The following is a 20585-nucleotide window of genomic DNA, read 5'->3' as shown; positions in this document are numbered from 1 at the left end:
GAGCCAGCGGGCTTCGGAGTGGAAGCCCAGCAGGGCCTGGGCGACCGCGAGGCAGACGAGCTCGGAGTCGCTCAGCCGGGGCGGTCGGCCCGTGCGGCGAGTTCCTCCGAACCCGTCGTCGATCTTCACGTACAGTGCGGTCAAGAGGGTGTTCAGGTCTGTCGTCACAAACGGATCTTGGACACCCTCGCCCTTTCCCGGTGGCCGAACTTCGGAACTACTCGTCTAGGCGCTCCCGGATGGAACCGACGGCGGCGTCCAGGTCGGCGCCCACGCGGTCCAGCTTGTTGACGAACGCGATCCGCGGGACGCCGTGCCGGTCGGCCCGCCGCCACACCGCCTCGCCCTGCGGCTCGACGCCCGCGACCGCGTCGAAGACGGCGACGGCGCCGTCGAGGACGCGCAGGGAGCGTTCGACCTCGTCGGAGAAGTCGACGTGGCCCGGGGTGTCGATCAGGTTGATCCGGTGGCCGTCCCAGTCGCAGGTCACGGCCGCGGCGAAGATGGTGATGCCGCGGTCGCGCTCCTGCGGGTCGAAGTCGGTGACGGTCGTGCCGTCGTGGACCTCGCCGCGCTTGTGGGTGGCGCCGGTGAGGTAGAGGATCCGTTCGGTGACGGTGGTCTTGCCCGCGTCGACGTGGGCGAGGATGCCCAGGTTGCGTACGGCGGTCGGCGGATTGACGGTGCGCATGGCCCGGTGGCCTTTCGGGTGGTCCTGAGGTGGGCGGCGCGATTTCCGCGGTTCCGGCCCCGGCCCGGCCCCGTGCACGGCGGGCGGCCGGGGGCGCGGCGGCAGGGCGTACCCGGCCGACGGCCCCGGCTCCGCGGGTGCGGCTCCGCTGGTGCGGGAGGGGTCAGGAGGTCGTCGCGGACGTCCGGTGCAGGCCGCGCAGCCTGCACCGGGCCGGCGAGGACACCAGGATCACCTCATGCCGTGACGGGGGCACGACGGCAGCGGTACGCCAACGCACGGCCGGGCTCCCCTCGTTCGTCACGGACCGCGCCGCGATGTCGGCGGCGCGCGATCGACGCGAGTGTAGTGAGCGGCCCGGGACCGGGGCACGGGGTTTTTCCCCGGTCCCCGGGAAGGAACGCGCCTGCGGGACGGTGGGTACCCGGTACGGAAGCGCTCGTTCCGCCCGACGTTCGGCGCTAGCGGTTCCGGGCCCCCGGCTACCCGCCTGAGCCGCAGGGGCCCGGCCAGTCGTAGCCCGGGAGGAGGCGCCGCCAGCGGGTGGGGTCCGAGGGGCCGGCCAGGCGGCAGAGCACGGCGGTGCGGTGACGGACGTCCGGGTCCCAGAGGCGGATCGTGCCGTCGTTGCCCGCGCTGGCCACGGTGCCGCCGTCCGGGCTGAAGGCGACGCTCCACGCGGCGCGGGTGTGGCCGGTGAGGGTGGCGGTCAGGCTCCGCGCCGCCGGGTCCCACAGCCGTACCGTGCGGTCGTTGCCGCTGCTGGCGAGGGTGCGGCCGTCGGGCGAGAAGGCCACGCCGCGGACCGACCCGGTGTGGCTGGTGAGGACCCCGGCGGCGTGCGCCCGGGGGACGTCCCACAGGCGGACGGTGCCGTCGTTGCCGCTGCTGGCGAGGGTGCGGCCGTCCGGTGCGAAGGCGACACCGCGGACGGAGCCGGTGTGACCCGCCAGGACGGCCTCGCGGCTGCCCGTGGCCGGGTGCCACAGACGGAGCGTCAGGTCGTCACTGCCGCTGGCCAGCAGGCGGCCGTCGGGGCTGAAGGCCAAGCAGTTCACGAAGTCGGTGTGGCCGGCGAGGGTGGCCTCGTGCCGCCCGCTCGCGGTGTCCCACAGGCGCACCGTGCGGTCGGCGCCGCCGGTCGCGAGGGTGCGCCCGTCGGGACTGAAGGCGAGCGCGAAGACGGCGCCGTCGTGACCTCGCAGCACGGCACGGCCACGCCGGGTCCGGGTGTCCCACAGACGTACGGTGCGGTCCGCGCCCGCGGAGGCGAGCAGCCGGCCGTCCGGACTGAAGGCGACGTCGTAGACGGGTCCGCTGTGCCCGGTGAGGGTGTACGCGGGGGCGTGGCGCGCCATGTCCCAGACCCGTACGGTGCCGTCGCCGCCGGCCGAGGCGAGCACCCGGCCCGCGGGGTCGTAGGCGGCCTTCCAGACCTCCGTGACCGGCGCGGTGTCCAGGGTGCTGCGGCTGAGGTCCCACAGGACGACGGTGCGGTCGAAGCCGGCGGTGGCGAGGAGGTCGCCGTGGCCGGCCACGGCGACGGAGAGCACGTAGTCGGTGTGGCCGGCGAGGGTCTCGACGGGCAGGTGGGTGTGGACGTCCCAGCGGACGACGGTGCCGTCGCCGCCCGCGGAGACGACCGTGTGGCCGCCGGGCCCGAAGGCGAGCCCGTTGACGTCGTCGTCGTGCCCGGAGAGGGTGGCGGTGCGGCGCAGCGTGGCGACGTCCCTCAGGCGCACGGTGCGGTCGGCGCCGCCGCCGGCGAGGGTGCGGCCGTCGGGGCTGAAGGCGAGGGCGAGCACGTCGCCGCTGTGGTCGCGCACGACGGCGCGGCTCCGCCGCGTCCGGGTGTCCCACAGACGTACGGTGCGGTCGGCGCCCGCGGAGGCGAGCAACCTGCCGCCGGGGCGGTAGGCCAGGGCGAGGACCTCGTCGGTGTGCCCGGTGAGGACGGCCTCCTGGCGACCGGTCGCGACGTCCCACAGGCGTACGGTGCCGTCGGCGCCCGCGGAGGCCAGCGTGCGGCCGTCGGGTGCGAACGCCGCTGCTCGTACCGGGCCTTGATGGTGTGTCAGCATGGCAACCGTGCGACGGCCCGGCACGGACCACAGCCGCAGCGTGCCGTCCGAGCTCGCCGAGGCCAGCAGCCGTCCGTCCGGGGAGAAGGCCACCGACCGTACGGGGCCGCGGTGCCCGGTGAGGACGCCGGCTGCGGTGCGTCCGGCGACGTCCCACAGCCGTACCGTGCGGTCGGAGCCCGCCGAGGCCAGCAGCCGGCCGTCGGGCGAGAACACCACCGCGTTGACGGCGCCGGTGTGGCCCGTCAGCCGCCCCGCGAAGGCGTCGGCCTGAGTGCTGAGCAGGGCGCTGCGGGCCTCGGTGGTGGGGGCGGTGCGGTAGGCGGCCTCGGCCAGCAGCATGGCTGCCTCGGGGCGGCCGGAGGCGAGGTGGGCGGAGCGGGCGGCCATCGCCTGGGAGAGCGCCGTGGCGCGCTGCCGGTCGGCACCGAGCCGCTGCTCGACGGCGACGCCGCCCGCCAGCACCGCCAGCACCAGCAGCACGGCGAGGACGACCAGCCCGGTCCGCTGCTGGCGGGCCCGGCGCCGTACGAGGATCCGCCGCAGGTCCTCCTCGTGGGCGGAGGCGGCGAGGAAGTCCACTTCCGCCGCGCCGAGTTCGCCGTCGCGGCGGCCGGGGCCCGCGGCCCACTCGCGGGCGGCCGCCAGGCGTGTGCCGCGGTGGAGCAGGGCGGGGTCGCGGCCCTCGCGTTCCCAGTCGCGGGCGGACGCGGCCAGTTGCTGGTGCAGCAACAGGTCGGCACGGGCGGCGTGGATCCAGGTGCGCAGGCGCGGCCAGGCCCGCAGCAGCGCCTCGTGGACGATCTCCACGCGGTCGGTGCCGACGGTCAGCAGGCGCGCGGCCACGAAGGCGTCGAGCGCGGTGCGGGCGGCGGCGGTGTCCGGCAGCCCGTCCAGCAGGTCGGCGGTGCCGCGGGGGCGGCGCGACTGCTCGTTGTCCTCGCCGACCCGGACCAGCCTCAGCAGCAGCCTGCGGGCGGCGAGTTGCTCGGCCGGGGACAGCGCGGTGTACAGCGCCTCGGCGGCGGTCGCGACGGAGCCGTGGATGCCGCCGGCCGCGAGGTAGCCGGCCACGGTCATGGTGCGGCCGGTGCCCTGCCGCCAGGTGGCCATCAGGGCGTGCGCCAGCAGCGGCAGCGCCCCGGGGTCGCCGCCGGGCCCGGCGGCGCCGGCCGGGCCGTCCGGGGACCCCGTCGCGCCGAGGTCCCGCAACAGGACCTCGACCAGGCCCGGTTCGAGCTCGGTGCCCTCCTCCCGGGCGGGCCGCACGATGCACTCGCGCAGTTCGTCCGGGCTCATCGCGCCCAGGGCGAACAGCCCGTCGCTGATGACGGGGACGAGGGCCGGGTACTCCAGGCAGCGTCCGGTCACGTCGGCCCGGATCCCGAGGACGACGACGGCGTCACCGGTGGCGGCGAGCCCGGTGAGCGCGGCGATGAAGGAGCGCCGCTCGGCCTCGTCGTCGCAGAGCGTGAACGTCTCCTCGAACTGGTCGACGACGAGGACGCGTCCGGTGCGCGGCGTGCCGTCCTCGACCGCTCCTTCGCCGGCCCCGAGGGAGACGACGAGGGTCGCGGCGCGGGCGGAGGGCGGCGCCTGTCCGCCCACCCCCTCCGGTCCTCCGCCCACGGCGTGGTCCAGCGCCCGCGCGAGGGCGTCCAGGGGCCGCGCGGTGGGGGTGCAGACGGCGACCGGCCAGTGTCCGTACGGGCCGCCGGCCAGGGCGGGCAGCAGGCCGGCCCGCAGCAGCGAGGACTTCCCGGCCCCGGAGGGCGCGACCACGGCCAGCGGCCCCCTGCCGGCCCGGCGCCCCAGCCGTTCCACCAGCTCCGCAACTGCGCGCTCCCGGCCGAAGAAGCGGGCCGCGTCCTGCCTGCCGTAGGCGGACAGACCGGGGTAGGGGCACCGCGCTCCCCCGTCGTCGGCGGCCGGCGGGCGGGTGCTTCGCGGTCCGGGTTCCGGGGGCAGCAGGGCGAGCAGCGCGCCGCCCGCGTCCAGCGCCTCGTCGCAGCGCCGGGCGACGTCGGCGTTGGCCGGTTTGCCGCCCGTCTCGATCTTGCTGAGGTACCCCTTGCTGTAGTGGGTGCGCCGGGCCAGCGCCGACAGCGACACCCCGCGCTCCAGGCGCAGTTCGCGCAGTGCCCGGCCGAAGGGCCCGGTCGGCCTGTGTGGTGTCCGGTCCATCCCGTCCCCGCCGCGTACGGCGCGGAGGGCGCCGACCTCTGTTCCCGACCGCCTCGCCGGCGGACCGTCGGAAGGTGAGGAGTGCGCCGGGCGGGGCGTGGTTCCCGGGGTCGCCGGGGACGGGGTGCGCACGGTCGAGAAATGGCCACGGGCCGGCGGGCCCCACCGCCCCCGTGAGCGGTGGGACCACACCGGCCGTGGCGGACCGGGAAGGTCAGATGGCGCCGCCCCCGGCGCCGCAGGTCGGCACGCCGGACAGCCAGGCGTCGCCGCGCATGTAGATGTTGCTGATCCAGCCCTGGTACTGCGGGAGGTACGACCAGGCGCTGTTGGTGTAGCCCTCGGCCGTCACCTCCTCCGCGTACTTCTGGCAGGACACCGCCACGTCGGTCGGACCGGCCAGCCGGGCCACCACCGCGGACCCGGTGGACGGGTAGCCGTGGACGGCCACGCCGGTGCCCCAGGTGCCGTACGGGCTCGCGCCGGCCGGCGTCGAGGTGCCCTTGCCGTCGCAGGCGGGCACCCCGGCCGGCCAGGCGTCGCCGCGCAGGTAGATGTTGGTGATCCAACCCCCGTACTGCGGCAGGTAGGACCAGGCGTCGTTGGTGTACCCCTCGGACGTCACGGTCTGCGCGTGCGTCTGGCAGCTGACGGCGACGTTCGTCGGGCCGGCCAGCCGGGCCACCGTGGTCCCGCTGGTCGTGGACGGCTCGGAACGGATCGCCACGCCGGTGCCCCAGGTGCCGTAGGCGCCGCCCTGGGAGGCCTCGCCGCCGCCCCCGGTACCGGTCTGCGGATCGTAGGCGGAGCCGGTGCAGGCGGGCACTTCGGGCAGCCAGGCCGGGCCCCTCAGGTAGATGTTGCTGATCCAGCCCCCGCGGTTGGACAGGTACGTCCAGGCGTCGTTGGTGTAGCCCTCGGCGGTGACGCTCTCCCCGTGCTGCTGGCAGGTGGCGTACACCAGGTCCGGCCCGGACAGCCGGGTCACCAGCGCCGCCGTCTTGTTGGGGTGCTGCCGTACGGCGACGTCGGTGCCCCAGGTCACCTGGAGGCTTCCGTCGTAACCGGGCGGCTCCGTGAAGGGCCCGCCCTGCGGCATGCGCGCCACCCCGGCGAGGCGGTTGTTGTCGATGCGCGCGTTGATGTCGATCACCCGGACGGGGTGCTGCGACTGGTACGCCTCCACGACGTAGCCGCCGCCGAGGTAGAGCATCACGTGGCTGATGCTGTCGACGGTGCCGCCGATCCCGGTGAAGACGATGTCCCCGGGCTGCAGGTCGGAGACGGCCGGCTTGCCGCCGCCGCTGCCGTGGACGGCCTGGTAGGCGCGCCCGGCGCTCCGGTACATCGACTCGGCGGTGCCGCCGCCGAGGATGTCCCACCCGACGGCCTTGTACCAGGCCCAGCGGACGAACCCCGAGCAGTCGAAGCCGCGGGTGTTCGGGTCGTTCCAGGTCTCTTCCAGGTCGTGGATGTCGATGGTGCCGTAACTCGCGCCGGGTGCGGGGCCGTGCCCGCCGCCCCACGTGTACAGCGTGCGGTTGCGCCACTCCTGGCAGGCCGCGTCCGCGGCCCGATGCGCCTCGTCGGAGGCGATGCCCTGCAGGCTGCACCAGTTCTGCTCGCCGGTCCCGGCCGCGTGGGCGGCGGCGGCCGGGACGAGCGCGAGGAGCAGGGCGGTCACCACGGCGGCGACCAGTCCACCGCCCCAGCGTCGTGCTCTCATGCGGTCTTCCCCCAAAGACGGGGCGGCGTCCGGCGCCGCCCTCGGTCGCGTGTCGGCCCTCACGGTGGCCCCGAACGGCCCGCTGGCAACAGGGGTTTCCCGTTTCCTCTTCGCCTCGAGGCCGGAAAACCCCTGGTGGGCGTGGTCAGCCGCGCCAGACCTCGATGTAGGTGACGGCGTCCTTGAGCGCCGAACCGACGTACGGCACGCTCCCGGTGAAGGTGGCGTTGTCCCTCGGGCCCGAGGCGAACGACTTGGTGCAGCCGCCGGAACGAGGTACGAGGACAGCCGGCTCGACCACCAGCTGTTGGGGCTGAAGCTGTAGCCCGCGGCGTCGCAAGGGCCGGCGCGAACTGCGGTGGGCCCGGACCGGGTGGCGGCCGTCCGCGCCTACGCCGCACCCCACCCGCGGAGCTGACCGGCCCGCGGGCCGGCGGCGCGGGTCAGCGGCCCGCGCGGACCCCGTCGAGGGCCACGGCGAGGATGCGGTCGCGCTGCGCGTCGTCCGCGAAGTGGGTCGCGGAGATGCCCGAGACCATGCGGAGCAGGTCGTCGAAGGAGATGTCGCCGCGGGCCTCGCCGGCCTGCTGAGCGCGGTCGAAGAGGGGGCCGCCGGCCTGGAACATGGAATCGCGGCAGGCCAGGAAGACGTCGGACTCGTTGCTGAGCGCCTCGCGGATGGCGCGCTTGGTCACGGTGTAGTCGACGAAGCGGCCCAGCCAGGAGGTGAGGGCCTCCCACGGCTCGCGGTCGGCGACCTCCTGGGCGACCCGGCACAGGTCGTTGACCTCGTCCGCGTAGACGGACTCGAAGAGGTGCCGGCGGGTGGGGAAGTTCCGGTAGAGGGTGGCGATGCCCACGCCCGCGCGCCGGGCGATGTCCTCCAGGGAGGCTTCCGAGCCGTTCTCCGTGAAGGCCTCGCGGGCGGCCGCCAGCAGGGCGTCGTAGTTCCGCGCCGCGTCCCTGCGGTGCGGGCGCTGGGACGCGACGATCGCGCTGACGGGGAACGTGTCGGCCGTCACTGCTGCCTCCTGACCCGAACGTTTGAAGTGGAGGGTAGCCTCCGCTACAGTGGAGGCATACCTCCACTTTAGCAGTCGGGGTGCGGTTCCCACCGCCGCGTGCCGGGCACGCGGCGGCGAGGCGTACGCACCCCGGTGTGACCCATCCCCGGGCCGTGCGCCGACGCATCGCCCGCCCCTCACCTTCCCCGGCGGCCGCCGCGCGCGGCCACCGGTTCCCCGGGCTGCCCACCCAGCCCGTACGACCACGGCCGGGCCACCCCGGCCACGCCCCCCGTTCGGAACCGGAGAGGCTTTTTCATGCCACGGAAGTCCACCCGCCTCACCTTCGCGGTCCTCGCGACCGGTGCGGGCGTGTTCTCCATGCTGCAGTCGCTGATCGCGCCGGCCCTGCCGACGGTCCAGCACGCCATGCACACCTCGCAGTCCACCGCGACCTGGGTGATGACGGCCTACCTGCTGTCCGCCTCGGTCTTCACCCCCATCCTCGGCCGGGTCGGCGACCTGATCGGCAAGAAGCGCACGCTCGTCGCCGTCCTGGTCACCCTGACGCTCGGCTGTCTGCTCGCCGCGCTCGCGCCCTCCATCGGCGTCCTGATCATCGCCCGTGTCGTCCAGGGCATCGGCGGCGCGCTCTTCCCGCTGTCCTTCGGCATCATCCGGGACGAGTTCGGCGCGGACCGCGTGGGCCCGAGCATCAGCAACCTGTCCGCCGTGATCGCCGCGGGCGGCGGCGTCGGCATCGTGGCGGCCGGCCCGATCGTCTCGGCGCTCGACTACCGCTGGCTGTTCTGGCTGCCCGTCGGCATCGTCGCGGTCACCGCGCTGATCGCCTACCGCTACGTGCCCGAGTCCCCGAGCCGGGCCGAGGGACGCGTCAACTGGCTCGGCGCCGTACTCCTGTCGGGGTGGCTCGTGGCCCTGCTGCTGCCGCTCAGCCAGGCCACCCAGTGGGGCTGGACCTCCGGCCGCGCCCTCGGCCTGTTCGCCGCCGCGGTCGTCCTCTTCGCCCTGTGGCTGACCGCCGAGGCGCGTTCCCGCCACCCGTTGATCGACCTGCGCATCATGCGGCTGCGCGCCGTGTGGACCACCAACACCGCCGGCCTGCTCTTCGGCGCGGGCATGTACGCGATCTGGTCCTTCCTCCCCGGCTTCGCCCAGACCCCGCGCGCCGCGGGCTACGGCTTCGGCGCCAGCGTGACGGGGGCCGGCCTGCTGATGCTGCCCATGCTGATCGCGATGTTCCTCTCCGGCGTGCTCAGCGGCCGCCTGGAGCCCGTGGTGGGCGCGAAGCACCTGCTCACGGCCGGCGCCGCACTGGGCGCCGTGGCCTGCGGCACCCTCGCGGCGTGGCACGACCAGCAGTGGCAGGTGGCCTTCGCGGCCGGCATCTTCGGCCTCGGCATCGGGCTCGCCTTCGCCTCCATGGCCAACCTGATCGTGCGCAGCGTCCCGGCCGAGCAGACCGGCGCCGCGAGCGGCATGAACGCCAACATCCGCACCATCGGCGGTTCCATCGGCGCCGCGGTCACCAGCGTCCTGGTCACCAGCCGGCTCCAGCCCTCCGGCCTCCCCTACGCCTCGGGCTACACGCACGCCTTCGGCCTCCTGGCCGTGCTGTGCCTCGCCGCCGCCCTGGCCGCGCTCCTCGTCCCGGTCCACCGCGCCGCCGCGACCCGTCGGGCCGCGGGCGGTCCCGCCCCGGCCCCGGCGGAGGCCGAAGCGGTCACCTCGGCCGCCCGCGGCTGATGCCCCCGGTGGGTGCGGCGGCCCTGCCGGGCCCGCCGCACCCTCCCTCATTTCCCACGCTGCCGTGGCAGGGCCGCCGTACCCGCGCGCGTCCGCCATCCACTGCGGACGGCGCCCCCGACACCCGTGCTCCCGATCGCCGACCGCGACGGACACCCCGACGGCGCCCGCACGCACCACGTGCGGGCGCGGCCGGCCTCGCGAGGTCACCGCACCTGGTTCCCCGATCGGCGCCGCACTCCCCGGCCGTGAGAGGTGCTCCTGGGCCCGCGGGGGCCCTGCCCCGGCCGGGAGGGCACCCGCCGTGGTCTCAAGCCGCCCGAACCCTCCGGCCACAGCGCCGGCCCCGGCCGGAGGCCGCCCTCACTCCCCCGACTCCTCCACGAGCTCCCGGCGCCACTGCGGGTGCCGCTCGTAGATCCCCACCCACTGGGACCAGGCCGGGTCGGCCAGCATGATCTCCAGGGCCTCCTCGGGGCCGCACCGGCCGGGCCCGAGGACCTGCCGGGTGATGACGACGGCGACCGGGGGGCCCGCCTCGGCGGCCAGCCGCTTCTGCAGACCCGTCATGCCCTCGCGCTCGTGCACCTCGCGGTACTCCGCGAGCCAGGGCGCCATCCACCAGTCCCGCAGCGCGGCGCCCCGCGGGGCGCCCTCGAAGGTCGGGGCCAGTGCGTCGGTCAGGCGGCGCCCGTACTCGGCAGCGTCGCCGCCCGACCCGGGGTACTCGGCCACGAAGTGCCGCCACTCCACCGCGGGTACCAGTTCGCCGAGCCCGTCCACGGTGACGGGGCTCAGCGCGTACGAGTCCTCCGCGTCGAGGAAGACGTCGCGCAGCACCTCGTAGCGCAGCCGGCAGGACTCGGCGAGCAGCACCGCGTCGTACAGGTCCTTGCCCTGCGGGTGCCGGTCGCTGACCAGCCACATCAGCTTCCACGCCAGCGAAAGTTCCGGGGAGACCCCGAGCACCGCCGCCTCCGGACCGCCCGCCGACAGGGCGGGAAGCCGGACGGCCTCCGGGGGTGCGGGCAGCCGCTCGTTGAAGACGACGTCGAGCTGGACGATCCCGCCGGGCAGTCCGTCCGCCGTCCACGGCAGGACGAGGCGGCGTCCGGGCACCCGCTCGTACGTCCAGATGTCCTCGGCGACCGCGTCCTCCGCGTGGACCCGCACCGGCCCGGACGCGGAACCGTACCCGGCCGCGCGGGCGATGCCGTCGAACATCGCCTCCGTCCGCGGCTCCTCGATCCGCCACTCCCTGGGCACGACGACGAAGTCCAGGTCGCCGGGCTCCCGGGCGGCGTCCCCGAACCACGCGCGCAGCAGCCTGCTGCCGCGCAGCACCAGGTGCTCCGCCCACGGCGAGTCCGCGACGCCGGCGAGCACGAGGTCCGTCGCCCGGCGGCGCGACTCCAGCCACGCCGCCTCCACCCCGAAATCGGCGAACCGCGGGTCGGCCGCCCGGTACGCGTTGGAGTACTGCCTCAGCGCCGGGTCGAACACCGGCCGCTGCACGGCCCGCCGGTCCTGTACGGCCCGCAGCGTCCGCGGCAGCCCCCGCCGCAGGCGCTGCGTGTCGTCCCGCGGCGCCTGCGGCACCTCGGTGGACGTCCAGTCGAAGTCCCTCCACGACCGTCGCACGGCCCTCCCCCTCTTCCCCGGCGTCTCCTTGCCGGGCCCAGCCTCACGACCGCCGCGCCGCCGCGCAACCTCGTTCCGCGGCCCCCGCCCGTCCGTTGCCCGGGCCAATGACCGGTGACGTCGCGGCGCGAGCCGAGTACCGTACGCGCAATGCGGATCCTGCATCTCTCCGACACCCACCTCGACCGCTTCGGCTCACCGAAGGCGGGTGGCGTCAACGCGAGGGAGTCGCTGCGCGGGCTGCTCAACGACCTCGAGCCGGTGACGGACATCGACGTCATCGTCATCAGCGGCGACATCGCCGACGACGGCTCGCTGGACGCGTACCTCTCCGTGCGCGACATCGTCCGGGACTTCGCCCTGCGGCGGCAGGCGCCGGTGTTCTACAGCACCGGCAACCACGACGAGCGGCGGGCCTTCGCACGGGCGCTGGGCAGCGGGCACCTGCGGCCGGACGGCCGCAACCACGCGCAGGCGATGCTCACCTCGCCCGCCGGGGAGCGGGCGGCCGTGAGCCTGGTCGACGGCTTCCGCTTCGTCACGCTCGACTCGCTGGTGCCCGGCATGGGGTACGGCCTGCTCGGCGGCGACCAGCTCGCCTGGCTGCGGGAGGTCCTGGCCACCCCGGCGCCCATGGGCACCGTGCTGGTGCTGCACCATCCGCCGATCGCCCTCGACGTCGAGGTGCAGCAGGCGCTGGGCCTGCGGAACCCCGGCGAACTGGCCGACGCCGTCCGCGGCACGGACGTCCGGCTGATCCTCTGCGGCCACTTCCACCTCCAGCTGTCCGGGCACCTGGAGTCCGTGCCGGTGTGGGTGACCCCGGGCGTCGTGGGCCGGGTCGACCTGACCGCGGCGCCCGGCACCGAGCGCGCCGTCCGGGGGGCCGCGGCCACCCTCGTCCAGATCGGCTCCCACGGCGGGCCGTTGTTCCACACCCTGCACGCGCGCGACCCGCGGGCGGGCGAGACGATCTACGAGCTCGACCGTGAGCAGCTCCGTACGATCATCGACCGCCTGGGCCCCCGCGCCTGGGCCGCACCCGGCCGTTGAGCCTGCGGGGAGACCGGCTCGACCTCACCGCACGTCGCACCTGACGGTCCGTCGCGACGAACGAAGAGACAATACCTGGCGAATCGGGCACCTTTCGAGGGCCTCGGCGCACCCGCCCCGGCGGCCGGCCTCCCGCACGGCGAGGCCCGCGAACCCCTCGCGGGACGACCCCCGCGGACCTGCGCCACCCGGCACCGTCCGGCCAGGCCCCCACCGCCGCAAGGGCGGCAGCCCCTGGCGGCGCACCGACCACACCCCGGGCGCCTTCACCGCGCGCCGCAGCTGCCGACCGGCCCGCTCACCGGCAACAGGGTGACGCCGTGGGCACAGCCGGGTGAAACCCTCCCTGTTCCGTAAAGACATGCCCATGCGATGGTCGGCTTTTCCCGACGAACGGGAGGAGGGTGAACCGAGGCGGCCGGCGAGCCGTACAGGCTTGTCGGTGACCCAAGCGTCTTCAGGCGGGGTCATCGTCCGTCACTGTGGCTCGTGTGGAAGGAACTTCGGGGTGTCGCTCTCCAGCGCTCATCAGCGGTCGGCAAAGGACCAGGCGGACTCGACGGAGCGAACGCCCCCAGGTGACGCCCCGGAGGAGCCGGTCGCGGAGCCGGCCCCGGAGGAGCCCGTCGCCGAGTCGGCCCCGGATGACGGCACGGAGGCCGCCGCGCCCGAGGCGGCAGCCACCTCCGACGACGGGCCTGGCGCGGAAAAGGCCCAGGAGGACTCGGCGGAACCGTCCCCCGCCGCACCGCCCCCCACCGACCCGGACCCCGAGCCCGAGCCCGACCCCGGACCCGGCCCCGCGGAACCCGCCCCCGCCGCGAAGAACGCCCTCGCCCGATGGCAGGAGCGACACCCCGACGTCACCCGCGCCCTGTCGTGGAGTCTCACGTTCCTCGCCGCCGTCCTGGTGCTCTTCGCCTTCCTGATGCCCGACCGGCTCCCCCAGCTGACCGCGTCCCGCTTCGCCCGCGTCCCGGCGGAGCCGATCCTGCTGGCCGCCCTGCTGCTCGTGCTGCCGCCGAGGCCGCGGCGCGTGGTGGCGGTGCTCAGCGGTGTCCTCCTCGCCCTGCTGGTCCTCCTCAACTGTGTGGACATGGGCTTCTACCAGACGCTGCAACGGCCGTTCTACCTGCTGTTCGACTGGTCCCTGTTCGCCGACGGGCTGTCGTTCCTGAAGGACTCGTCCGGGGGCGCGACCGCGTACGGGGCCCTGGCCGGAGCCCTGTTCGCCGTCCTCGCGCTGGTGGTGCTGATGCCGCTGGCGATCGTGCGGCTGTCCAAGCTGATGGCGCGGCACCCCTCGGCGGCACGCCGCAGCACCCTGGTGGCCGGCGTGGTCTGGATGACGTGCGCGACGCTCGGCGTCCAGGTCTCCGGGCTGAGCGTGGCCGCCAAGGTCGCCGGCCAGCGGGTCCGGGGCGAGGTGGCCATGGTGCAGCAGGGACTGGCCGACCGGAAGGTGTTCGCCAAGGAGGTGGCCGACGACCGCTTCGCGAAGGTGCCGTCGGAGCAGTTGCTGTCCGGGCTGCGGGGCAAGGACGTCATCTTCACGTTCATCGAGAGCTACGGCCGCGGCGCGGTCGAGGACCCCGCGATGGCGCCGGGCGTCGACGCGGCGCTCCGCGACGGCACCCGGCAGCTCGCCGACGCCGGGTTCTCCGCCCGCAGCGGCTGGCTGACCTCGCCCGTCACCGGCGGGGGCAGCTGGCTCGCCCACACCACCTTCCTGTCCGGGCTGTGGGTCCCGGACCAGCAGCGCTACCGCTACGTCAGCTCCAGTGACCGGATGACCCTGACCGGTGCCTTCAAGCGCACCGGCGACTTCCGGACGGTCGGCATGATGCCCGGCGTCACGCGGGCCTGGCCGGAAGCCAAGTTCTTCGGCCTGGACCACGTCCACGACTCCCGCACCATGGGCTACCAGGGACCCAGGTTCGGCTGGTCGCGGATGCCCGACCAGTACACCCTGTCGGCCTTCGAGCGCCTGGAGCACGGGAAGGCGTCGAACCAGCCGATGATGTCGGAGATCATCCTGACGTCCAGCCACACCCCCTGGGCCCCGGTCCCCCGCACGATCGGCTGGGACGAGGTCGGCGACGGCTCGGTCTACGACGCCATCGAGAAGGAGGGCAAGAACCGCGAGGACGTCTGGAAGGACGCCGCCCTGGTGCGCCAGGAGTACGCCAAGTCCGTCCAGTACTCGCTGACCAACCTCATCGACTTCGTGACGAAGTACGGCGACGAGAACACCGTGCTGGTCTTCCTCGGCGACCACCAGCCGGTGTCGACGGTCGTCGGCGTCGACGCCAGCCGTGACGTGCCGATCGCGATCGTCGCCCACGACCCCAAGGTGCTGGACCAGGTCTCCGGCTGGGGCTGGAGCGACGGCCTGCAGCCCGAACACGGCGCGCCCGTCTGGCGGATGGACACCTTCCGCGACCGCTTCCTGACCGCGTTCAGCTCCCCGCAGCCGTGACGCCGTTCCCGTCGCCCCCCCCGCCCCTCAAGCGAGCAGGGGGCGGCGGGAAAACCTGCTGCCCCATGAGCACGGGCCTGATAACGTCACCGCGCAGTGACGACCGAGGAGGTGAGACCCATCAACGCTGTACCAGGACGGGTGCTCCCCTCTCGCACGGCTGCGCGGATCCTCTGACGCAGGTGTCCCCGGGAGTGCCCGAAGGCATCCCGAAAGGCACCGAACCATGCGCTTCCTCTCGCAGACGACCGCCGACGGCGTCTCGGAACACCACTTCGTCCTCGGCGACGTCACCGGCGTGCTCTGGTCCCCCGCCGGCGCGGACGGCGACCGCCCGCTGATCCTGCTCGCGCACGGCGGAGGACAGCACAAGAAGGCCCCGGGCGTCCTGGCCCGCGCCCACCACCACGTGACGACCGGAGGCTTCGCGGTCGCCGCCATCGACGCGCCCGGGCACGGCGACCGCCCGCGGACCGCCGCCGACGAGGCCGCCGCGGTCCGCATCAGGGAGGCGGTGGCCTCGGGCGGGCCCGTCGCTCCGCTCGTCGCGGCCCACAACGCGGCGCTGGCCGCCCGCGCCGTCCCGGAGTGGCGCGCCACCCTGGACGCCCTGCTGGAGCACGGCCGCGTCGGCCCGGACGTCCCCGTCGGGTTCTGGGGCATGTCGCTGGGCACCGCAGTCGGCGTGCCGCTCGTGGCCGCCGAACCCCGGATCACCGCCGCCGTGTTCGGGCTGCTCGGCCACGAGTCCCTGGCCGACGCGGCGGCCCGGATCACCGTCCCGGTCCGCTTCCTCCTGCAGTGGGACGACGAGCTGGTGCCGCGGTCCGCGTCCCTCGCCCTCTTCGACGCCTTCGCCTCCCGTGACAAGACGCTCCACGCCAACCCGGGCCGGCACATGGAGCTGCCCGCCTCCGAGGTGGAGAGCGAACACCGCTTCTTCGCCGGCCGTCTCGCCCGGGCGTCCGGTGCGCGGCCGGCACACCTCTGACCCCGCGCCCGATCACCGCGCTTCCCCCGGCGCCGCCGAAAGGACCTCCGCCATGCCCTTCTTCCCCTCGTACGACGGCACCGAGCTCGCCTACCACGACCTCGGCTCCGGCCGCCCGCTGCTCTGCCTGCCCGGTGGGCCGCAGGACTCCCTGTACCTCGGCGACCTCGGCGGCCTGTCCGCGCACCGGCGGCTGATCAGACCGGACCTCCGCGGCACCGGCCTGTCGGGGCTGCCGGCCGACCTCGCCTCCTGCCGCTGCGACCGGCTCGTCGACGACGTGGAGGCCCTGTGCCAGCACCTCGGCCTCGACCGGGTGGACGTGCTCGCGCACAGCGCGGGAGCGAACATCGCCGTGCAGTGGGCGGGCCGTCGTCCGGAGCGGGTCGGCAGGCTCGTCCTGGTCACGCCGAGCGTCCGCGCCGTCGGTCTCGGCATCACCGCCGGCCTGCGGCGCGAGACGGCCCTCCTGCGCCGCGGCGAGCCCTGGTTCGGGGAGGCGTTCGCGGCCCTGGAGGCGATCGCCGCGGGCGAGGCCGGGGCCGGACACTGGCAGGCCCTGGCGCCGTTCTCGTACGGCCGCTGGGACGACACGGCACGGGCCCACCAGGCGGCCGAGCGGGAGCAGATGAGGGACGAGGTGGTCGCCGCCTTCGGGGCCGAGGGCGCGTTCGACCCGGACGGCACCCGTGCCGCGCTCGCCCGGCTGGCCGCGCCGGTCCTGCTGCTGGCCGGCCGGGTCGACGTCGGGGCGCCGCCGGCCGCGGTCGCCGAGTTCGCCGGGCTGTTCCCGGACGCCGAGCTCGTCGTCCAGCCCGGGGCGGGGCACTTCCCCTGGCTCGACGACGCCGGCCGCTTCGTGTCGGCCGTCGCGGGATTCCTCGCGGGTGGGGCCGCCGTCAGGGCTTCATGACGTACGGCGGTGGCGGGCCGCCCGCACCGCACGGACCAGGATCGGCGGGACGAGGTCCCTGGCCAGGCGCCTGAGGGCGGCGGCCCGTACCCCGGCCGGGGACGTGCGGCCGGGGAGCGGCGCGTGGCGGGAGACCGGCGGGACGGGTGACGCCGCTTTCGTGCCCCTGATGCGGATCAGGGGCACGCCCGCCACCTGGTCGACGGCGTGCCACAGGTCCGGGCGGGTCGTGAGCCACCGCCGCAGCTCCTCGCCCGCGGGCGCGGGGTCGCCCCAGGTGCCGTAGAGCTTGGTGCTGGTGACCGCGATGGGTTTGAGGCCGACCGTCGCCACCGCCGCCCACACGGCGGCGGCGACGCCCGGGCAGTGCTCGCTGCGGAAGTCGTCGAAGGCCGCGATGCCGTCCGGGACCAGCAGGGCGCGCGCCGCCGCGATGTCCCCGGAGACGTGCTCGTACAGGTGCGAGGCGTCGACGTGCACGAAGCGGCAACTGCCGGCGCCGACGTGCGAGGTGATGACCGAGGTCGGGCCCTGCACCATGGTGGGGAGCCGGTCGTGGAAGGAGAGGTAATTGGCCTCGAAGGCACGCCGGGTGAGCGTCGCGTACGCCTTGTTCGTCTCGGCGCTGTTGGGGTCGTCCGCCGCCGGGGAATCCCACAGGTCGCACACCGTGAACCGTTCCCCCTGGCGGAGGTAGTTCCCCATGAAGATGGCGCTCTTTCCCATGTAGGCGCCGAGTTCCAGCAGGTCACCGAGGTGTTCCCGGTCGTGCTGCCGTCGCAGGAACCAGTCGAAGAGCAATTGGTCGACCGGCCAGAACCACCCCTCGACGTCGGCGAACCGCTGCGGCCGGGGAATTCCGTCCACGGTTTCTCCCGAATGCGGCATGAACGGCTCCCTGGGGAAGGTGGTCCGCCGGACTGGAGGCGAGGATATCGATCCCCGGCCGGAATTCCGGGGACGCCGCCCGGCAGGTGTCACGAGGGCGGGCGTACCGGGGCCAGGCGTCCTGGTGCACCAGGGCGGCCGGCGCGGGTAGGTGTCGACCGCGCAGAGCCGCGTACGCCGCACCCGGCACGGAACCGGACGCCGGGGCCGGAATCGCCTCGGGCAGCACTTCCTCGTACCCCCTCGGCAGCCGGACCGGGCGCGCGTGTCGGGGGTTGCTTGACCTCAAGGACGGTCGAGGTCCTACGGTCGGTGCATGAGCATGGAGACCACGGCCTGGACCCAGCTGCACAGCGTCATGTACGCCACGCAGGACCGCCGCCCCCTGGCCCGAGACACCCTGCGCCGCGTCGGCGCTTTCGCCCGGCCGCACCGGCGGCGCATCATCCAGTTCGTCCTGCTGAGCACCGTGACCGCGCTGCTCGCCGTGGCGACCCCGGTCCTCGCCGGATGGGTCGTCGACGCCATCGTCTCCGGCGGCGACCCCGGGCGGGTCACGACGCTCGCGGTGCTCATCGCCGTGATCGCCCTGGCCGAGGCGGGGCTCGGGCTGCTGGGCCGCTGGCTGTCGGCGAACCTCGGCGAGGGCCTCATCCTCGACCTGCGCACCGCGGTGTTCGACCACGTCCAGCGCATGCCGGTCGCCTTCTTCACCCGGACCCGCACCGGCGCCCTGGTCAGCCGGCTCAACAACGACGTGATCGGCGCCCAGCGCGCCTTCAGCAACACGCTCTCCGGCGTCGTCGGGAACCTCGTCACCCTCCTGCTGACCCTCGCCGTCATGCTCACCCTGTCCTGGCAGATCACCCTGCTCGCCCTCGTGCTCCTCCCGGTCTTCGTCGTCCCGGCGCGCCGCATGGGCACCCGCATGGCCCGCCTCCAGCGGGAGGCCGCGGCGCACAACGCCGCCATGAGCACCCAGATGACCGAGCGCTTCTCGGCGCCGGGCGCCACCCTGGTGAAGCTCTTCGGCCGTCCCTCGGACGAGTCGGCCCACTTCGCCGAACGCGCCCGCCGGGTCCGGGACATCGGCGTGCGGACCGCGATGTCGCAGTCGGCGTTCATCACGGCCCTCACCCTCGTCTCCGCGCTCGCGCTGGCGCTCGTCTACGGCCTGGGCGGCCACTTCGCGCTCACCGGCACCCTCGACGCCGGCTCCGTCGTGACCCTCGCCCTCCTCCTCACCCGCCTCTACGCGCCGCTGACCTCCCTCGCGGGTGCCCGCGTCGACATCATGAGCGCCCTGGTCAGCTTCGAGCGCGTCTTCGAGGTCCTCGACCTGCGGCCCCTCATCACGGACCGGCCCGACGCCCGCCCGGTGCCGGACGGTCCCGTGGCCGTGGAGTTCGAGGACGTCCGCTTCGGCTACCCGTCCGCCGACAAGGTGTCGCTGGCCTCGCTGGAGGAGGTCGCCACCCTGGACACCCGCGCCGGCGGCGAGGTCCTCCACGGGATCTCCTTCCGCGCCGAACCCGGCCACACCGTCGCGCTCGTGGGCTCCTCCGGCGCCGGGAAGTCGACCATCGCGCAGCTGCTGCCGCGCCTGTACGACGCCGACGCGGGCGCCGTCCGGGTCGGCGGCGCCGACGTCCGCGATCTGACGGCCGCGTCACTGCGGGCCACGGTCGGCATGGTCACCCAGGACGGCCACCTCTTCCACGACACGATCCGCGCCAACCTGCTGCTGGCCAGGCCCGACGCCACCGAGGACGAACTGCGCGAGGTCCTGCGCCGCGCCCGTCTCGAGCGTCTGGTGGCCGACCTCCCCGACGGCCTCGACACCGTCGTCGGCGAACGCGGCTACCGCCTCTCCGGCGGTGAGCGCCAGCGCATGACCATCGCCCGGCTGCTCCTGGCCGGCCAGCGGGTCGTCATCCTCGACGAGGCCACGGCCCACCTCGACAGCACCTCCGAGGCCGCCGTCCAGGAGGCCCTCGCCGAGGCCCTCACCGACCGCACCGCCGTCGTCATCGCCCACCGCCTCTCCACGGTGCGCGCCGCCGACCTGATCCTCGTCGTCGAGGACGGCCGCATCGTCGAGCGCGGCACCCACACCGAACTCCTCGCCGCCGACGGCCGCTACGCCGAGCTGTACCGCACGCAGTTCCGCGAGGAGGGCGTCCTGCCGGGCACCGTGGTCTGACCCTCGGCGGACAGACCCGCTTCAGGACGAACGAACCCTTTCCACTCCGTTCCGGCCTCGCGACAAGCGCGGGGAGCCGCGCTGAGTTCCCCGCGCCCGCGGGGATCGTCCCTCGCACCGCGGACCGACCCGCACTGGATCGCAGGCCATACGGCATTTGCCGGAAGACCTTCCAGGATCCCGCAGGGAGCACCATGTTGATGACGGTGATGACGTAGAGGAACGCGCGGGAGACGGTGTCAGAGTTGAACTGATCGAGCATCAGGGGGGCCGTGGCGGGACGTCGACGAGATCGAGCGGGCCGTCTTTCCAAGGGACGCGTGGTAGAAGAATGAACGTCTCTATCCAGCTCTCGGCTACGCGCGATTCGACGATTACGAGCACGCATACTGGGCGCGATGCAAGGAAATACCCCCGCAGAATGCCTGATCACGCGATCACCGACTCCACGAAACGCGGGGCAGCTCACACAGTCGTACTCTGAGAAAAGGCTCGTGGTCTTCTGTTCCGGCGGCCACCGCTCAGGAGACCAGGATGCGCCGAGGGGACGGGCAGGGGATCGAGGCGGGACTGGCCGCGAAGTTCGGTTTGATCTTTCCGCGCCTCGACAGACCCCTTGCTATTACGGTCGAGGGAGGCGTTGCGCGTAAGCAGTACTGTCGATCTAGTCGGCCGGATCAGACCGTCGAATAGGGCCAACCCCAAACGGCCACGGTCATGGCGGGCGATCATGCAGCTGCGTTCCGGCCCAAGCTCTTGTAGCAGTCCAGGCAAGTGCGTGGATCTCGTTCATGTAGTTCAGCGTGCCTGCATCAACCACCGTGTCTTCTCAAGGGACCCAGCTGATGGGGAACTCTCACGACGTCCTGACCGCCGCACCGGCCGGCAACCCAGCCACTCTCGCCCTATGCGAACGACGCTTCGCCGAAGTCCTGGCCGACATCGTGCACACCGAACACGTATC

The 20585-nt window shown here is 74.1% G+C and carries 12 protein-coding genes and 2 pseudogenes; 6 read left to right on the top strand and 8 right to left on the bottom strand.

Translation table 11 applies throughout. The features are described from left to right. The 6 genes and pseudogenes from ACFZAU_RS37465 to ACFZAU_RS37440 form a co-directional block, all read right to left on the bottom strand. Positions 1-168, bottom strand: a pseudogene (locus ACFZAU_RS37465) (IS982 family transposase); the annotation flags it as partial. A gap of 58 nt (positions 169-226) precedes the next feature. Next, positions 227-691, bottom strand: a pseudogene (locus ACFZAU_RS37460) (GTP-binding protein); the annotation flags it as partial. Positions 692-1173: 482 nt separating this feature from the next. After that, positions 1174-4956: an nSTAND1 domain-containing NTPase gene (locus ACFZAU_RS37455; protein WP_500555917.1), complete on the bottom strand. Its 3783-nt coding sequence runs from the start codon at positions 4954-4956 to the stop codon at positions 1174-1176. Between the two features lie 214 nt (positions 4957-5170). After that, the gene (locus tag ACFZAU_RS37450) at positions 5171-6682 is read right to left on the bottom strand and encodes an NlpC/P60 family protein (protein ID WP_500555916.1); all 1512 of its coding nucleotides are present in this window, start codon (positions 6680-6682) and stop codon (positions 5171-5173) included. Positions 6683-6827: 145 nt separating this feature from the next. Next, positions 6828-6983 (bottom strand): hypothetical protein, encoded by a 156-nt coding sequence (locus tag ACFZAU_RS37445; RefSeq protein ID WP_500555915.1) that lies wholly within the window; start codon positions 6981-6983, stop codon positions 6828-6830. Positions 6984-7125: 142 nt separating this feature from the next. Further along, positions 7126-7704, bottom strand: a complete 579-nt coding sequence (locus ACFZAU_RS37440) for a TetR/AcrR family transcriptional regulator (protein ID WP_500555914.1) — start codon at positions 7702-7704, stop codon at positions 7126-7128. Between the two features lie 300 nt (positions 7705-8004). On the opposite strand from ACFZAU_RS37440, the gene ACFZAU_RS37435 reads away from it, so the two are divergent. Beyond that, on the top strand, positions 8005-9453 hold the full coding sequence (locus tag ACFZAU_RS37435; protein ID WP_500555913.1) for an MFS transporter: 1449 nt from the start codon (positions 8005-8007) through the stop codon (positions 9451-9453). Between the two features lie 363 nt (positions 9454-9816). On the opposite strand, the gene ACFZAU_RS37430 is transcribed toward ACFZAU_RS37435, so the two are convergent. Continuing rightward, entirely contained in the window at positions 9817-11094 is a 1278-nt protein-coding gene (locus tag ACFZAU_RS37430; protein ID WP_500555912.1) for a nucleotidyl transferase AbiEii/AbiGii toxin family protein, read from the bottom strand. Positions 11095-11244: 150 nt separating this feature from the next. Between ACFZAU_RS37430 and ACFZAU_RS37425 the strand changes: the two genes are divergently transcribed. The 4 genes from ACFZAU_RS37425 (at position 11245) to ACFZAU_RS37410 (ending at position 16530) form a co-directional block, all read left to right on the top strand. Further along, complete coding sequence (locus ACFZAU_RS37425; protein ID WP_500555911.1) at positions 11245-12147, top strand: metallophosphoesterase family protein; 903 nt, start codon at positions 11245-11247, stop codon at positions 12145-12147. Positions 12148-12655: 508 nt separating this feature from the next. Further along, on the top strand, positions 12656-14626 hold the full coding sequence (locus ACFZAU_RS37420) for an alkaline phosphatase family protein (RefSeq protein ID WP_500555910.1): 1971 nt from the start codon (positions 12656-12658) through the stop codon (positions 14624-14626). A gap of 226 nt (positions 14627-14852) precedes the next feature. Then, positions 14853-15617, top strand: a complete 765-nt coding sequence (locus tag ACFZAU_RS37415; protein WP_500555909.1) for an alpha/beta hydrolase — start codon at positions 14853-14855, stop codon at positions 15615-15617. A 52-nt stretch (positions 15618-15669) separates the two neighbouring features. Continuing rightward, positions 15670-16530, top strand: a complete 861-nt coding sequence (locus ACFZAU_RS37410; protein WP_500555908.1) for an alpha/beta fold hydrolase — start codon at positions 15670-15672, stop codon at positions 16528-16530. Here the strand turns inward: ACFZAU_RS37410 and ACFZAU_RS37405 are convergent. Then, a complete protein-coding gene (locus tag ACFZAU_RS37405; protein WP_500555907.1) occupies positions 16525-17418 on the bottom strand; it encodes a class I SAM-dependent methyltransferase in 894 nt (297 codons plus the stop codon). The two genes, ACFZAU_RS37410 and ACFZAU_RS37405, sit on opposite strands and share 6 nt — an antisense overlap. 316 nt (positions 17419-17734) lie before the next feature. On the opposite strand from ACFZAU_RS37405, the gene ACFZAU_RS37400 reads away from it, so the two are divergent. After that, a complete protein-coding gene (locus ACFZAU_RS37400; protein ID WP_500555906.1) occupies positions 17735-19621 on the top strand; it encodes an ABC transporter ATP-binding protein in 1887 nt (628 codons plus the stop codon). Positions 19622-20585 lie beyond the last annotated feature (964 nt).

It is taken from the genome of Streptomyces sp. NPDC008238 (assembly GCF_042956445.1).
In the GTDB taxonomy this organism is placed as follows: domain Bacteria; phylum Actinomycetota; class Actinomycetes; order Streptomycetales; family Streptomycetaceae; genus Actinacidiphila.
This window is presented reverse-complemented; position numbering and strand designations above follow the sequence as displayed.

Excerpts from the sequence above, each read along its gene's own strand:
- ACFZAU_RS37425 (WP_500555911.1), top strand. The coding sequence starts at position 11,245 with ATGCGGATCCTGCATCTCTCCGACACCCACCTCGACCGCTTCGGCTCA.
- ACFZAU_RS37435 (WP_500555913.1), top strand. The coding sequence starts at position 8,005 with ATGCCACGGAAGTCCACCCGCCTCACCTTCGCGGTCCTCGCGACCGGT.
- ACFZAU_RS37455 (WP_500555917.1), bottom strand. The coding sequence starts at position 4,956 with ATGGACCGGACACCACACAGGCCGACCGGGCCCTTCGGCCGGGCACTG.
- ACFZAU_RS37410 (WP_500555908.1), top strand. The coding sequence starts at position 15,670 with ATGCCCTTCTTCCCCTCGTACGACGGCACCGAGCTCGCCTACCACGAC.
- ACFZAU_RS37450 (WP_500555916.1), bottom strand. The coding sequence starts at position 6,682 with ATGAGAGCACGACGCTGGGGCGGTGGACTGGTCGCCGCCGTGGTGACC.
- ACFZAU_RS37400 (WP_500555906.1), top strand. The coding sequence starts at position 17,735 with ATGAGCATGGAGACCACGGCCTGGACCCAGCTGCACAGCGTCATGTAC.
- ACFZAU_RS37405 (WP_500555907.1), bottom strand. The coding sequence starts at position 17,418 with ATGCCGCATTCGGGAGAAACCGTGGACGGAATTCCCCGGCCGCAGCGG.
- ACFZAU_RS37415 (WP_500555909.1), top strand. The coding sequence starts at position 14,853 with ATGCGCTTCCTCTCGCAGACGACCGCCGACGGCGTCTCGGAACACCAC.